Annotated in this window: 15 protein-coding genes and 2 tRNA genes; 10 read left to right on the top strand and 7 right to left on the bottom strand. The window is 39.7% G+C overall.

Annotation, left to right across the window (positions count from 1 at the left end; translation table 11 throughout):
• Positions 1-17: 17 nt before the first annotated feature.
• From WA352_RS08020 to WA352_RS08005, 4 genes are all read left to right on the top strand, one after another.
• Positions 18-509: a chorismate--pyruvate lyase family protein gene (locus WA352_RS08020; RefSeq protein ID WP_171549733.1), complete on the top strand. Its 492-nt coding sequence runs from the start codon at positions 18-20 to the stop codon at positions 507-509.
• Positions 510-524: 15 nt separating this feature from the next.
• Positions 525-1,406, top strand: coding sequence for a 4-hydroxybenzoate octaprenyltransferase (gene ubiA / locus WA352_RS08015; protein ID WP_171549734.1), 882 nt, complete (start codon positions 525-527; stop codon positions 1,404-1,406).
• Between the two features lie 110 nt (positions 1,407-1,516).
• Positions 1,517-2,821, top strand: a complete 1,305-nt coding sequence (locus WA352_RS08010) for an alpha/beta hydrolase (protein WP_336141954.1) — start codon at positions 1,517-1,519, stop codon at positions 2,819-2,821.
• 115 nt (positions 2,822-2,936) lie between these two features.
• A complete protein-coding gene (locus tag WA352_RS08005; protein WP_005202434.1) occupies positions 2,937-3,143 on the top strand; it encodes a hypothetical protein in 207 nt (68 codons plus the stop codon).
• 19 nt (positions 3,144-3,162) lie between these two features.
• Here the strand turns inward: WA352_RS08005 and WA352_RS08000 are convergent, their stop codons facing one another.
• From WA352_RS08000 to WA352_RS07985, 4 genes are all read right to left on the bottom strand, one after another.
• Positions 3,163-3,603: a DUF2726 domain-containing protein gene (locus tag WA352_RS08000; protein WP_032865200.1), complete on the bottom strand. Its 441-nt coding sequence runs from the start codon at positions 3,601-3,603 to the stop codon at positions 3,163-3,165.
• Positions 3,604-3,661: 58 nt separating this feature from the next.
• Positions 3,662-3,737, bottom strand: a tRNA-Asn gene (locus WA352_RS07995).
• Positions 3,738-3,822: 85 nt separating this feature from the next.
• Positions 3,823-4,131, bottom strand: coding sequence for a hypothetical protein (locus WA352_RS07990; RefSeq protein WP_004808514.1), 309 nt, complete (start codon positions 4,129-4,131; stop codon positions 3,823-3,825).
• 178 nt (positions 4,132-4,309) lie between these two features.
• Positions 4,310-4,385: transfer RNA gene (locus tag WA352_RS07985), tRNA-Asn, on the bottom strand.
• 236 nt (positions 4,386-4,621) lie between these two features.
• Between WA352_RS07985 and WA352_RS07980 the strand changes: the two genes are divergently transcribed.
• Positions 4,622-5,053, top strand: coding sequence for a hypothetical protein (locus WA352_RS07980; RefSeq protein WP_336141949.1), 432 nt, complete (start codon positions 4,622-4,624; stop codon positions 5,051-5,053).
• Between the two features lie 36 nt (positions 5,054-5,089).
• Here the strand turns inward: WA352_RS07980 and WA352_RS07975 are convergent, their stop codons facing one another.
• The gene (locus WA352_RS07975; protein ID WP_005202437.1) at positions 5,090-5,527 is read right to left on the bottom strand and encodes a PaaI family thioesterase; all 438 of its coding nucleotides are present in this window, start codon (positions 5,525-5,527) and stop codon (positions 5,090-5,092) included.
• A 181-nt stretch (positions 5,528-5,708) separates the two neighbouring features.
• On the opposite strand from WA352_RS07975, the gene WA352_RS07970 reads away from it, so the two are divergent.
• Entirely contained in the window at positions 5,709-6,128 is a 420-nt protein-coding gene (locus WA352_RS07970) for a GFA family protein (protein WP_336141947.1), read from the top strand.
• A gap of 94 nt (positions 6,129-6,222) precedes the next feature.
• Here the strand turns inward: WA352_RS07970 and WA352_RS07965 are convergent, their stop codons facing one another.
• Complete coding sequence (locus WA352_RS07965; RefSeq protein WP_336141944.1) at positions 6,223-7,458, bottom strand: pyridoxal phosphate-dependent aminotransferase; 1,236 nt, start codon at positions 7,456-7,458, stop codon at positions 6,223-6,225.
• 214 nt (positions 7,459-7,672) lie between these two features.
• Between WA352_RS07965 and WA352_RS07960 the strand changes: the two genes are divergently transcribed.
• Positions 7,673-7,852, top strand: coding sequence for a hypothetical protein (locus WA352_RS07960; RefSeq protein WP_004652676.1), 180 nt, complete (start codon positions 7,673-7,675; stop codon positions 7,850-7,852).
• 38 nt (positions 7,853-7,890) lie between these two features.
• Here WA352_RS07960 and WA352_RS07955 read toward each other — a convergent pair whose 3' ends face one another.
• Positions 7,891-8,685, bottom strand: a complete 795-nt coding sequence (locus WA352_RS07955; protein ID WP_171549739.1) for an A1S_2505 family phage non-structural protein — start codon at positions 8,683-8,685, stop codon at positions 7,891-7,893.
• A gap of 434 nt (positions 8,686-9,119) precedes the next feature.
• On the opposite strand from WA352_RS07955, the gene uvrB reads away from it, so the two are divergent.
• The 3 genes from uvrB to rarD all read left to right on the top strand — a co-directional run bounded on the left by uvrB (position 9,120) and on the right by rarD (position 12,900).
• Entirely contained in the window at positions 9,120-11,144 is a 2,025-nt protein-coding gene (uvrB, locus tag WA352_RS07950) for an excinuclease ABC subunit UvrB (RefSeq protein WP_336141939.1), read from the top strand.
• 120 nt (positions 11,145-11,264) lie between these two features.
• Positions 11,265-11,849 carry a lipocalin family protein gene (locus WA352_RS07945; protein WP_151716243.1) on the top strand — a complete coding sequence of 195 codons (585 nt, stop codon included), beginning with the start codon at positions 11,265-11,267 and terminating at the stop codon, positions 11,847-11,849.
• Positions 11,850-11,955: 106 nt separating this feature from the next.
• The gene (rarD, locus tag WA352_RS07940) at positions 11,956-12,900 is read left to right on the top strand and encodes an EamA family transporter RarD (protein WP_336141938.1); all 945 of its coding nucleotides are present in this window, start codon (positions 11,956-11,958) and stop codon (positions 12,898-12,900) included.
• Positions 12,901-13,041: the final 141 nt, after the last annotated feature.

Below are 13,041 nucleotides of genomic sequence, written 5' to 3'. Positions count from 1 at the left end.
TTTTTAGTGAGCCAAGCATGCGAAATTTACGACCAAACAGAATTAAGGGACGAGAGATCCCAACTGAATTGAAAAAATGGTTGTATGCATCTGGTTCCCTTACTCAGCAATTGACTGATCTGGGTGAGGGGGAGTTTCATGTCGAACGTCTTAAAGAACATTTTCAACGACTCACCTTTAACGATAGCCAGTGGATGCAAATGCCAGCACACCATATTGCATGGGTGCGAGAAACCAATCTTTATGGTAGTGAAACAGAAGCTTGGGTCAAAGCGAAAAGTATTTTTCCAATCTTAAGCTTACACAAGAAAGCGCGTTTATTTCGGCATATTCGTAATAAGCCAATTGGCTGGTTTTTATTTCAACGAACCAACCCAGCCTGCGAAAGGCGGGTTATTTATCTTGAAGAAGGTTGGACCAGACAAAGTTGCTATACTTGGCATGGCTGCAAATTTATTGTGCAAGAAACATTTCTTCCCGCATTTGAACAGTTTATTCGACAGCATTGACTCTAAGGATTCATCATGGAAACAGTGCAACACACAACATGGCGGCAACGTTTAGAAGCCTATTACTATCTATGCCGTTTTGATAAGCCTGTAGGTACAGAACTGGTCTTTTGGCCAACCATGTGGGCACTATGGATTGCTGCTGGTGGTTTACCACCTTTGCAGATTCTCATTGCGATGGTTTTGGGTACGATTTTTATGCGTGCAGCGGGTTGTGCGATCAATGACTTTGCTGATCGTAAAGTCGATGCCCATGTAGAGCGTACCAAGACACGTCCATTAGCCACTGGCATCATTCGTCCACGCGAAGCGGTTTATGTTTTTTTGGGATTAGTTGCAGCAAGTGCGTGTACTTTATTTTTTCTACCGATTGCAACGTTTTATTGCGCCCTAGCTGGTCTAGTACTGGCATTCATTTACCCTTTTATGAAGCGCTATACACACTTGCCGCAAGTGGTGTTAGGTATGGCTTTTTCATGGGGAATTCCCATGTCTTTTACCGCGATGGGTAAGCCCTTAGATTTAACTTGTTGGCTTTTATATTTTGGTAATTTGGCATGGACGGTGGCTTATGACACTCAGTATGCGATTACCGATCGAGAATATGATTTAAAAATTGGAGTGAAATCGACAGCGATTTTATTCGGTCGTTACGATATACAAATTATCGGGTTACTCCAGATTCTCAGTTTATTGCTGATCGGTGGGGCTTTATATTTAGAAAATCTGTTGTTACCGTTTGGATTGATTGCGTTGTTGATCGTTGCGGTAGATTTTGCCTATCAAGCTTTCAAAACCAAAGATCGTGATCCACAAATTTGTTTTTGGGCATTTCGTCACAATCGTTGGGTAGGACTGATTATTTTTCTTGGAATTTTTTTAGAATTAATATTTTAATCTGACTAAATAGTTGAAAAGTGTCCTATGCAGGGCACTTTTTTTATGCCTTAATAATACGGCATGTAGATTCATGCACAAAAATAAGACAAGGACTAAAAGGATATTTTATGAAACGGTCAAACATTGCTTTAGCAGTTACTTTCTCGATTTCTGCATTATTTTTAACAGCGTGTAATGACAATGATGATGATTATACCGGGGTAGATTCGAATAAAACCTATCTGTCTGAAACGACTTATTCTAAGGATAAAGTGGATAATGCCTCATCACTCAAGGTAATGACTTATAACATGGAGAATGTTCAAGGTCGCACTGCCAAAGCAACCGCACTGGTGATGTTCCCTAAAGTTGCTCAGCCCGCTGATGGTTATAGAGTGGTGGTCTGGGAGCATGGTACGGTTGGGGTGGGTGATAGCTGTGCACCAAGTAATAATACTGTGAATCCTCGCTTTAAAATCCTCGCTGATACTTTATTGGCGGCGGGTTATGTGGTGATTGCGCCAGATTATGAAGGCTTGGGGACTCCAGGAATTCATCCATATCTAAACTTGGGTAGTGAAGCTAAATCTGCGATTGCAGCGGTAAAAGCAGCAAAAGATCATTATGGGGCGAAACTCAATGGACAATGGATGTCTATTGGTCAGTCTCAAGGTGGTCATGCTTCATTGGGTACTGCTGAATTTGCAAATAATGATGCAAATTATAAAGGTGCGGTTGCGGGCGCTCCTGCATCGAGCCTTGGTTATATCATCTCTGTTGTTGCACCACAGGCAATTGCAAATATTCTTAAGCAAGAACAGGCTGGTCTTGCACCAGTGGGTACAGCTGTTGAAGTCTATGCAGAGTTGCTTGCTTATGCTGCATATACGACTGTTGGTATTACAGCTTATGATCCTAAATTTAATTATCGGGAAATTTTTCAGGAACGTTCTCGCTCAATTGCTGAATTCGCCGAAGGTACGACAGGTGAAAATGGCATCTGTTTAGATGATTTGCATAATAAGTTTGCAGCAGATATTCGTGACTTTATCAGCAAAGATACCACTAAAACTGTTTTGGACTATCCAGGCTTAGCGGGTAACTTCCAAGAAAATCCAACTGTGAAAAAATTCCTAACAGATAATCAACCTGCGACCAAGAAAATAAACAGTCCAGTGATGATTATTCAGGGGACATTAGATATGGCAGTGCCTTATCCAGTGACAGATTCCTTGCAAAAAGGATTGATTGCATTGGGTACTAAAGTCACATTCTTGCCAGTTGTTGGAGCGAGTCATACTCAAGCAATTGTTTGTAAGAATGCGGATGCTTATGGCTTTATCCAAGCCAATATGTCAGCAGGTACAGGTATCGTATTGACGGATGCGCAGAAGGATGCCAGCCAAAGCCCTCACTGTACTGGTAAATTCTAAGATTTCTTTGCTTATTTAGAAGAAATTTACTTTTAAAAAGAGTCTCTTTATAGGGGCTCTTTTTTGTTATATTGTTGCACAGTTTAAAGCCATGCAATTTGAGTTTAAATCACTTATGAGCCAGCCACCTGTTGAGAAAAAATCAATCCCTTGGTTATTAATGAGTTTGGGATTGTTAATTCCAATTTTTATTGTAGGTATGGCCTTTGTTGCTGCGAAAAGTGATGCGCAAACCAAGAAAAAATATGACCAGCAACGCGCTGAAATGGCAAAGAAATTTGAACAGCAGAAAAATGCTGAACAAGCGACAAAGGCGGAATAATTTTTCTTAAATTAGCTGACTATCGAAGATCCATCTGTAATTGTTTTACAGATGGAATTTGTGTATAGCGTTGTACGACATAACCTGCTTCTTGCAACATCTGATCTCGTTTTTTATCTTCTAATTCTTTTCCGATATGGCTGGGGTCATCTAACTCAATAATCGCCAGTACATTCATCTCTTGATCTAAAACCACAAAGTCAGTCACTTTACGGTTGAATTTACTGCGGATTTTATAGTGATCACTGGTAATCAATGCACTAAAGGCTACCTGCGCAAGTACATGATGCTGTGGAAAGGCCTGTTGTAATCGTACAAACATTCTTGATTCAAATGATGTGATGACAGGTCGAGCAAAGAACTTTTGTTTGGGAAAGAAAGGGCGTATACAGCTAAAGAGCAAGATAGCTGTACTAATAAAACCAATCGTTAGAAATAAGAGGTGATTCGATTCAAACATGTATTTATCAAAAAGCAAATAAAAAACCCACTCAATTAAGAGTGGGTTTTTAGAATCTTGGCTCTCCCACCTGGGCTCGAACCAGGGACCTGCGGATTAACAGTCCGTCGCTCTACCGACTGAGCTATGGGAGAATCTGGAGCGAATTTTAGGGCCTAAATGGCAGTCCGTCAAGTAAAATCAGTATGAATAATAAACGCTTAACCAAAATATTGAATATTAACGTGCAACTTGATTACATTGTGCCAATTCAGTGGAGCGGGTATTCCAGATTGCACCTGCTGAGTTTTTATAATAACTAATCTTGCCAATACGTAAGACTAGACTCTGACAAGAATCTAAGGAGAGAGCATTGCCCCAAGGGCCAGACATGCTACAGACACGACCATTACATTTCCAGACCACATTAGGTCCATTTTCAATGGGTACAGTCACTGTGCCTTTATAAGAGGAACCAGCATACCAAGTGGTTTGGGCGGCCATTGCTGGACTGCAAAAGATGATTAAACAGAATAGAAGTTTTTTCATTATGTGTTTTCCATAACATCATCGCTAAGTTTTATTTTATAGTCAAAATAATAGGTAGGTTGAAATTTATACGATACTCAACATGAAATGAACAAAATAATCGTAATTGTCGTTATAAAGGTATTTTGTATATTTAAAATAAAAAGCCCAGATCAGTGATCTGGGCTTTTTAGAATCTTGGCTCTCCCACCTGGGCTCGAACCAGGGACCTGCGGATTAACAGTCCGTCGCTCTACCGACTGAGCTATGGGAGAATCTGAGTGCCATTATAGGCAGCTTTTAGAATTGGTCAAGATAAAACTGTCATGTTTCTTTCATTTTTGCATCGTATGCTTTTTATTTGCACAATTACGATAAAGTAGGAAAAATAACTTGAACTTTGAACAGGCTATTGCTAGATTCGAATTAGAAAGAGCGTTTAGATATTTATCTAAACAGTGTGGATTTAACCCTACTTGCCAGCACTAAAATGGCTAAACTGGAGGTCGAAATGACTATTCTAAATATTCAATCTATTTTTTCAAATTTGTCTTTTTATCAAGAGCATTATCTCGAGATTATTCAAGATGCTGCGCAGTATTATACGCCAGTTGAACATTCATTTATAAATACTTTCCCGTTTAAGCAACAAGCCTTGTATCTGGGTGATTTACTGCAATTATGGTTTGGTAATAAATGGAAAATTCAAACGGCTAAAGATCTACTCACACAAAAAAATACATCGACTGTCGACGAGCATGCACCTTTATATTTATTTCAACTTGGTGGTGAATTATTTTTAGGTGCAAACACTGCTTTGGCTTGGTCTGTGGCAGAGCAAAAGGTTGTTTCAGTACAAGTGAAAAGCATTTGGCAATACGCAGTGTTCAGTCATTTATGTATTCGACCAAAAAACTTTCAAGCGCATAAGGCCATTGCATAGGGCTATGATGAAATAGCCCATTTGCTTAATCTGTGCTTATGGGCGAATGATCATGCAGGTTGCGGTTGCATGCGCATAAAGTTTACCATCTGCATCGACAATCTTACCTTCAGAAATACCTAAATTTTTACTGATATTGATCATGCTGCCTATCGCTGTGAGTTTTTGATTCTTAGGGATAGGGCGACACATTTTAATATTTAGATCAATGGTGCCATAACCGACGCCTGCTTCTAAAAGCGTATGAACAGCACAGCCTGTCACTGAATCAAGTACGGTTGCAGCAAAACCACCATGTACACCACCCAGCGGGTTAAGGTGACGTTGATCTGCTTGAACTTCAAATTTGATAAATCCTTCTGCAACTTCTACTGGTTGCATCGGAATAGTTTCACTAATACTGGCAGGTGGAATTTTCCCTTCACACATCGCGGTTAAAAACTCAAGTCCATTCATTTCTTTCGGGTGTTTCATGTTTTTTCCTATATAGTTCTAAAAAGGAACTTGTGTATAACGTAGTCTTTCCATCAGAGACTGTCAATACAGTTCATCGATCCATATCATGTTTTACAAATTATTGATTGCAGCATGCGTGCTTTGTTTTATGCTAACGATAATTCATAAATAACAAGTTTGAATAAAAGGTAAATTTATAATGAAAGGACAATGTGTTTGTGGTGAAACCACATTTGAAGTTGAATTAAGTAATCATGATGTACATGCCTGTCACTGTTCGATTTGTCGTCGACAGACCAGTGGCGTGATTATGACGATTGATGTCAAACAGGGCAGCTTAAAATTTTTAAAACAAGACCATCTCTCTGTTTATAATTCATCGGCTTGGGGCGAGCGGGGATTCTGTAATGCTTGTGGTACTAATTTATTTTGGCGGACTAAAGATCAGAATTATTGCAATATCAATGCATTTGCATTGAATGAGTCGCCACAAGATTTAAATCTTGATTTGGAAATCTATATCGATTGTAAACCTGAGTTTTATGCTTTTCAAAATGTGACCAAGAAGATGACCGAGGCAGAAGTGGTTGCACTTTTTAGTGATGAATCAGCTCAATAGTACTCGTTTTAGGAATCCCAATTTTAGTTAAGGTATAAATTTAAGAGATAAAAAAGAAGCTTCATTGAGAAGCTTCTTTTGTATTGCGGAAAAATTATTTCGCAGCTTTTTCTGCTGCAATCGATGCAATTGCGGCATCAACGCCTTCAATTGAATCAGCCGCTTTTTTAATACGTGCTAAAGCATCAACTAAAACTTCATCAGCAGTCGCATAAGAGATACGCATAAATCCGCCTAAGCCAAACGCATCGCCAGGAACAACAGCAACACCTGTTTCTTCAAGTAACCATTCAGAGAATTCTGTGCAAGATTTTAAACCTTTGGCACGAATTAACGGGCGGATATTGGCATAGGCATAGAACGCTCCATCAGCAGGTAAGCAAGAAATACCATTGATGTCATTTAAGCCGTTAACCACTAAGTCATGACGGCGTTTGAATGCTTCAATCATTGGCTGTAATACGTCTTGTGGGCCATTCAATGCTGCTTCAGCTGCAACTTGTGAAATCGAAGTTGGGTTTGAAGTCGATTGTGATTGGATCTTTTTCATCGCACCAATGATTTTTGCAGGGCCTGCTGCATAACCGATACGCCAGCCTGTCATTGCATAGGCTTTAGATACGCCATTTAAAACAATGGTACGGTCATATAAGTCTGGTGCAACAGTCGCGATATTGTAGAACTCATCTTCCCAACGAATTGGTTCATACATGTCATCAGATGCAACAAATACTTGTGGATGACGACGTAATACTTCTGCCAAAGCCTCTAACTCAGCTTTGGTGTAGATCATACCTGTTGGATTTGAAGGGCTGTTTAATACCACTAGACGAGTATTTGGTGTGATTGCCGCTTCTAACTGTTCTGGTGTGATTTTGAAGCGTTGTTCTTCACCACATTTCACGATTACGGGTGTGCCTTCAGCAATAATCACCATATCTGGATAGCTTACCCAGAAAGGTGCAGGGATGATCACTTCATCACCTTTGTTTAACAAAGCAAGTGCCAAGTTAAAGAAACTTTGCTTACCGCCACAAGACACCAGAATCTGGTTGGCTTGATAATCTAAATTATTATCGCGTTTGAATTTCGCAATAATTGCTTTTTTTAAGCTTGGAGTACCGTCTACAGCTGTATATTTTGTAAAGCCTTTATTAATCGCTTCAATTGCAGCATCTTTGATGTGTTGAGGGGTATCAAAGTCTGGTTCGCCTGCACCTAAACCAATCACGTTTTTACCAGCAGCTTTAAGCTCAGCGGCTTTATTGGTCACTGCAAGTGTAGGGGACGGTTTGATGGCATTGACACGATCAGAGAGACGTACGTCCACGGCATTATTCCTTCTTATGGGATTAAAAAATAAAAAGCAGGTTATCTTAGCCTAAATCGACTTCTTTGTGGCTGAAACTTGCCAGAATCGCATAAAAAGTTACTAAATTTTAAGCATTAGAATCATTGTGTTTTTTTACATATTTTATTTTTATCAAAAGCGCAAAAATCTATTACAATATGCGGCTAGAAATCTAGATTTCGAGAGAATTCCAATGAGTACCCAACAACCTAAAGCCAAAAAAGCTTTGGTGAAATTGCCGTTTCCAATGCCATCTGCTCAGGATGATGCTGAGGATGCAACGCATAATCAGGTTCGTCCAAAACCTGAACAATATGCTGATCGCACTTGGATGCCACCACGCGGTACACGTCGTTCGATGGGTAAGCGTTAAGAAAAAAAGCCAATCAATCTGATTGGCTTTTTTTCTTATCAATAGCGGTTTAATGGATGTTGTATTTTTAGTTCACCACGCCAAAGTTTGAGAAAATCGTACTCATCAATATCATAAAGTTCCATCAAGGCAATAATCACACTGACAAAGGTCATGGCACCTTCAGCGTTGTTATGAAAGTTGAAAATTTTGCCATTGAGCTTGCCTAAAATATCGTTGATTTCATGTTCACGACCGCGCCCATAGCGATCACGCGGGTACAACTCTTCATTTAAAACAACCAAAGCAATGGCTTTTTCAGCTGCGGTTAACTGAGTTTGATCGAGTGCTTCTTCGAAAGACTCGTAGCCATGATCGAAATAGAAAATGACCTTATCTGAAATAAAAGCATGTACCGCATCAGCAGTTAGGTCTGGAAATTGTGAAACAGCATCTTCTTCGATATAGGGACGAAAAGATTCTGGAAAAATCACATTGGAGTGAATGCCTTTAAATAATGGGGCGATTTCAGATACTTTATAACCCGCAATACCACAGCCTAATGCCGTTAAAAAATATTTCATTTTAGGGTGGTGTTTTGCGTAGACTTTAAAGTCCTCGACATAATGCTTTATCTGAGCCAATGGCATTTGTTGTAAGTGTTCATTCAGTGTTGGAATTGCGAAGGTTTGTCCTGCCCAACCACGACCAACACCTTTGACTGCTGCAAAGTGTTGTGCTGCGACACGGGCCGCACCGCTGTCATGTATCCCTGCTAAATTACTACCAAAAACAAAGACCGTATCTTCTGGGAGTTCCGTTACGATTGTTTCATCGTGATATTGGTAAGTCATATTCTTATCATTGAAATCGAGTATAAGTCCATGTTGCAGTTGATTGCGTAGCGGGTCAAGTCTTGCTTGAGATTAATTTATTCAAGACATGTTTCTGCGTGACGCTATTCCAATGACGGTGAGAGTCAAGTATGGCTAAGCACTAAAATATATATCATGGCTTTCTTGGCAGATTCCTTGATACTGTGATGTATTGTCTAGGCGTTATAGTTAACAATTGATATCAAAACGAGATTGAAATTTAACCCCATTCTGTTAAGTTTTTTAGGTTTATAAGTATAAATTGCGCGCTTTTTTAAAGACTAGGGCAATCTCTTGATTTGACTGTGTTGGAAATTGCATAACAATTCAAAAGTATCGTTAGACTTTAAAAAGCAGTTTGTTGCCCCCATTAGAAAGTGAAAATAGCCATCCAATCAGTTGAGTATCTCTATATGAGCGAAAACCAACCTTTTGAGTTAGTCACCAATTATCAACCTGCGGGAGATCAACCTCAGGCAATCGAGAAATTGGTTAGTGGTATTGACCAAGGTTTTCGTAATCAATTACTGCTTGGGGTAACAGGGTCGGGTAAAACCTATACCATGGCCAATGTGATTGCTCAGACGCAACGTCCAACAATTGTCATGGCACATAACAAGACCCTTGCGGCTCAGTTGTATGGTGAATTTAAAGCTTTTTTCCCGAATAATGCAGTTGAGTATTTTGTCAGTTATTACGATTACTATCAGCCTGAAGCGTATGTGCCGTCATCAGATACCTTTATTGAAAAAGATTCGGCTATTAATGATCACATTGATCAAATGCGTCTTTCTGCAACACGTGCATTGTTAGAACGGCGTGATGCGATTATTGTTGCTTCGGTTTCTGCAATCTACGGTTTGGGTGATCCAAATGCCTATATGCAAATGCTGTTGCATATCGTGCAAGGTGATCGTGTCAGCCGTGATGAGATCATTCGTCGTCTAGTAGAGATGCAATATACCCGTAATGAACTGGAGTTCTTACGGGGTACTTATCGTATCCGTGGTGAAATCATTGATATTTTCCCTGCGGAATCGGATAAAGACGCGATTCGGGTCGAATTATTTGACGATGAAGTTGATTCGATTCGTTGGTTTGATCCGTTGACTGGAAAATTGGTACGTAAAGTGCCGCGTGTGACCATTTATCCAAAGAGTCATTATGTGACCCCGAAAGACCATTTAACTCGTGCTATTGATACAATTAGAGATGAGTTGAAAGATCAGCTTAAATTTTTCAAAGAACATGACAAGTTATTAGAAGCACAGCGGATTGAACAGCGTACGCGTTATGATTTAGAGATGATGCAACAATTGGGTTATACCAATGGTATTGAAAATTACTCGCGTCATCTTTCAGGTCGTGGGGCTGGTGAAGCGCCGCCAACCTTGTTTGATTATATTCCTGAAGATGCCTTGCTGATTATTGATGAATCGCATGTGACCGTTCCTCAAATTGGAGCGATGTATAAAGGCGACCGTTCACGTAAAGAAAACTTGGTGAATTATGGTTTCCGCTTACCAAGTGCTTTGGATAACCGTCCAATGAAATTTGAAGAGTGGGAGCGGATTGTTCCAACCACGGTCTTTGTTAGCGCAACGCCTGCACATTATGAATTGGAAAAGTCAGAGCAAATTGTTGAGCAAGTGGTACGTCCAACAGGTTTGATTGATCCTGAAATTGAAGTACGTCCAGTATTAACCCAAGTGGATGATGTGCTTTCTGAAATTAATATTCGTAAGCAACTCAACGAGCGAGTATTGGTTACGACCTTAACTAAACGGATGGCTGAGGATTTAACCTCATATCTTAAAGAGTATGGCGTTAAAGTGGCCTATCTGCACTCGGATATCGATACGGTTGAGCGCGTCAAAATTATTCACGAACTACGTACGGGTGTGCACGATGTATTGGTCGGGATTAACTTGCTGCGTGAAGGTCTGGATATGCCGGAAGTGTCTTTGGTTGCAATCTTAGATGCAGATAAAGAAGGTTTCTTGCGTTCAGAACGTTCATTGATCCAAACCATTGGTCGTGCGGCACGTAATGTCAAAGGTAAAGCAATTTTATATGCCGATCGTATTACGGATTCGATGCGGAAAGCGATGGATGAAACAGATCGCCGCCGTAATAAACAAATTGAATTTAATGAATTACATGGTATTACCCCTCGTAGTGCAGTGCGCCAAACCATCAAGGAAATTGATACGGGTGAAGTACTCAGTGATGATGAAATTGATGAAAAAGTGCTTGAGCAAGCGCAGTCGATCAGTGCAGATGAGCAGCATTTGTTATCTGATCCAAAATTGTTTGCAAAGCATATCGGCAAACTGGAAAAGGAAATGTTAAAAGCCTCGAAAGAGCTACAGTTTGAACAAGCGGCAAGATTACGCGATGAGATTGTCCGTCTTAAAGCGCATATGTTGCAGTCATAATCAAACAGAGAAATCCTCAAAAGGGATACATATCGCAACAGTTTTTGTTCACAAAGTAAGCTATTTTAAATTGCTAACTATATGACTATTGATAACAAATTACTGTTTTGAGGATTTCTCATGCCTTTTATTAAAAATTTCCCGAAAGCGAGTTGGCGCCTTGCAAAGATTGCGATTGGTGGGGCTGTCTTAACTGGGTTAGCTGTTGGAACGATTGCTTATGCACAAGCAAAACCGTTACCGACAGTCGATAAAGTTGAACTCGATAAGTATTTGGGAGTTTGGTACGAAGTCGCGCGAAAACCGATGTTTTTTGAGCGTAAGTGCGCTTATAACGTCACCGCGACTTATACCTTAAATGAAAATGGCAATATTGTTGTTGATAACAAGTGTTATGACAGTGAAGGCAACGTACAGCAAAGTGTAGGTGAGGCATTTGTTGCCAATGCACCATTTAATACCAAATTGCGGGTAAGTTTTTTGCCTGAGGTTGTGCGTTGGGTTCCTGTGATCCGTGGTGATTACTGGATTTTAAAACTCGATGCTGATTATCAAACGGTACTGGTTGGAGAACCGCGCCGTAAATATTTATGGGTACTTTCACGGATACCTAATCCCAAAAAAGAAATTATTCATGAATATTTAAATTACGCTAAATCATTAGGTTATGATATTAGTGATGTGATTTACCCTGAACATCATTAAATAAATACGATATACTGAATAAGAACCATGCTTGCATGGTTTTTTTAATTTCAAATAGTGGATAAATCACGTATTTTGGAAGATTCCCAAAAATTAGAGGCCTAAAATGTTTAAAGGAATTGCTTATTCAGTTTTGGCTTCAGTTACTTTTGGGGTTTTGTACTTTTATACTCAATTGCTTGGTGCATTTGATAGTGAACAAACCTTTGGTTGGCGCATCATTGCGACCTTACCCGTTTTAACGCTATTTATGTGGTTCAGCGGTGACTTGAGTCATATCAAACACATCTTTAAAAGAATTGTCGCGCAGCCCTCGTTATTACTACTTTTAATCATTACATCGGTACTGACATCAGCGCAGTTATGGTTGTTTTTGTGGGCACCTATGCATGGTCGTGGATTACAAGTCTCATTGGGATATTTCCTATTACCTCTGGTTTTGGTATTGGCTGGAAGTATCCTATATGGTGAAAAGCTTTCAAAGTTGCAGTACGTTGCGGTATTACTCGCTGCATTTGGTGTCGGACATGAGGTATGGCGTTTAGGCAGTATTGCTTGGGAAACTGCCTTTGTTGCTTTGGGCTACGCAGCTTATTTTATTCTTCGCAAAAAGATTCAAACTGATAATTTAGGTGGATTCTGGTGGGATCTTTTACTGATTCTTCCAGTTGCGATTTTCTTTACTCAAACAGGGGATACACCTTATCTCAAGTTTTTAGAACATCCGAGTTTGATCTTGGTGGTGATAGGGCTAGGTTTGCTCAGTGCCATTGGTCTGGGTAGTTATATTCTTGCGAGTCGCTATCTACCCTTAATTATTTTCGGTTTACTGGGTTATTTAGAACCTGTTTTGTTGGCCTTGGTCTCTTTGCTGATTGGAGAAAAAATCGGGGCAGATGAATGGTTAACCTATATTCCGATTTGGCTGGCGGTGTTGGTACTGGTGATTGAAGGGGCAATACATTTGTATCAACAGAGGAAGCGCAAGCAACATCTAGAATTGAACTTAAAACAGTATTCGCAACGGGTGAATTTGAAGGATAAATGCTAAAAGTGCTTGTCCATTACGCTGAACTATCAATAAAACTGTTATGTAAATGTACTAAGTTTCAGCTATTTTGATGATGAAAATGGATTTCCACCAAAATTCACAAAAATAATTATAGGTATTTTATGAATTTATAGTCAATTA

The sequence above is a fragment of the Acinetobacter sp. 102 genome, assembly GCF_037028485.1.
Lineage (GTDB): Bacteria > Pseudomonadota > Gammaproteobacteria > Pseudomonadales > Moraxellaceae > Acinetobacter > Acinetobacter higginsii.
The sequence above is the reverse complement of the archived record's forward strand: the minus strand, read 5'-3'. Positions and strand labels throughout refer to the sequence as shown.

What these genes read in the sequence shown, in the direction of transcription:
- WA352_RS07970 (WP_336141947.1), top strand. Translation starts at nt 5,709, where the DNA reads ATGAAAGGACAATGTGTTTGTGGTGAAACCACATTTGAAGTTGAATTA.
- uvrB (WP_336141939.1), top strand. Translation starts at nt 9,120, where the DNA reads ATGAGCGAAAACCAACCTTTTGAGTTAGTCACCAATTATCAACCTGCG.
- WA352_RS07955 (WP_171549739.1), bottom strand. Translation starts at nt 8,685, where the DNA reads ATGACTTACCAATATCACGATGAAACAATCGTAACGGAACTCCCAGAA.
- WA352_RS07975 (WP_005202437.1), bottom strand. Translation starts at nt 5,527, where the DNA reads ATGAAACACCCGAAAGAAATGAATGGACTTGAGTTTTTAACCGCGATG.
- WA352_RS07960 (WP_004652676.1), top strand. Translation starts at nt 7,673, where the DNA reads ATGAGTACCCAACAACCTAAAGCCAAAAAAGCTTTGGTGAAATTGCCG.
- ubiA (WP_171549734.1), top strand. Translation starts at nt 525, where the DNA reads ATGGAAACAGTGCAACACACAACATGGCGGCAACGTTTAGAAGCCTAT.
- WA352_RS07990 (WP_004808514.1), bottom strand. Translation starts at nt 4,131, where the DNA reads ATGAAAAAACTTCTATTCTGTTTAATCATCTTTTGCAGTCCAGCAATG.
- rarD (WP_336141938.1), top strand. Translation starts at nt 11,956, where the DNA reads ATGTTTAAAGGAATTGCTTATTCAGTTTTGGCTTCAGTTACTTTTGGG.
- WA352_RS08010 (WP_336141954.1), top strand. Translation starts at nt 1,517, where the DNA reads ATGAAACGGTCAAACATTGCTTTAGCAGTTACTTTCTCGATTTCTGCA.
- WA352_RS08005 (WP_005202434.1), top strand. Translation starts at nt 2,937, where the DNA reads ATGAGCCAGCCACCTGTTGAGAAAAAATCAATCCCTTGGTTATTAATG.
- WA352_RS08000 (WP_032865200.1), bottom strand. Translation starts at nt 3,603, where the DNA reads ATGTTTGAATCGAATCACCTCTTATTTCTAACGATTGGTTTTATTAGT.
- WA352_RS07945 (WP_151716243.1), top strand. Translation starts at nt 11,265, where the DNA reads ATGCCTTTTATTAAAAATTTCCCGAAAGCGAGTTGGCGCCTTGCAAAG.
- WA352_RS07980 (WP_336141949.1), top strand. Translation starts at nt 4,622, where the DNA reads ATGACTATTCTAAATATTCAATCTATTTTTTCAAATTTGTCTTTTTAT.
- WA352_RS08020 (WP_171549733.1), top strand. Translation starts at nt 18, where the DNA reads ATGCGAAATTTACGACCAAACAGAATTAAGGGACGAGAGATCCCAACT.